Origin of the sequence: Rhizobium ecuadorense (assembly GCF_001187535.1) — a bacterium.
In the GTDB taxonomy this organism is placed as follows: domain Bacteria; phylum Pseudomonadota; class Alphaproteobacteria; order Rhizobiales; family Rhizobiaceae; genus Rhizobium; species Rhizobium ecuadorense.
The window spans coordinates 1-620 of sequence record NZ_LFIO01000702.1; the positions used below are offsets into that span (position 1 = coordinate 1).

Annotated in this window: 1 protein-coding gene; it reads left to right on the plus strand. The window is 60.0% G+C overall.

Annotated features, from left to right (window positions below):
* Nucleotides 1-586, plus strand: a 586-nt coding sequence (locus AF337_RS13410) for an SOS response-associated peptidase (protein ID WP_049732475.1), incomplete at its 5' end; no start/stop codon positions are given.
* Nucleotides 587-620: the final 34 nt, after the last annotated feature.

A 620-nucleotide genomic window follows, 5' to 3' on the forward strand; every position in this document is an offset into this window, starting at 1 on the left:
GGTTTATCACGTCGTCATTCAGGACCTAGAACGCCAGCGGGTTCGGCCAAAGCCCGTCCTGGCTATCGCTCGCTGGGGCCTCATTCCGTCATGGATGAGCCAACCCCGTTGCCAGCCGCCGGTCCTTGCGCGTCGTGAGGAGATAACCTCGAATGAGCTATTCTACGATGCGTACCTGTCACGCCGCTGCCTGATCCCGGTGAGCGGCTTTTTCGAATGGGCGGATGGGTCTGACAAGAGGCAACCCTACGCTATCGCCATGAAGGACCGGTCGATGTTCGCTCTCGCGGGCATTTGGGAAGTATGGCGCCACCCGGCAGGCATCGATATCCGGACCTTCGCTGTCGTCACCTGCCCCTCGAACGAGATGATTTCGGCAATCCACAATCGCATGCCGGTCGTTCTACGTCGCGAAGAATACGAACGTTGGCTGTCGCCAGATCGAGATCCACGCGATCTCATGAAGCCCTTCGACGCCGCGACCTTGACGATGTGGCCGATTGCGCGCCGCGTCACCACTGTCAGAAACGCCGGGCCTGATATCCTGGGTCGAGTTGATCTCAAAGCAGCACAGGTTGCGCAATAGATATTGCTTGGAGCGGCGGACCGCCGCGCCGCCA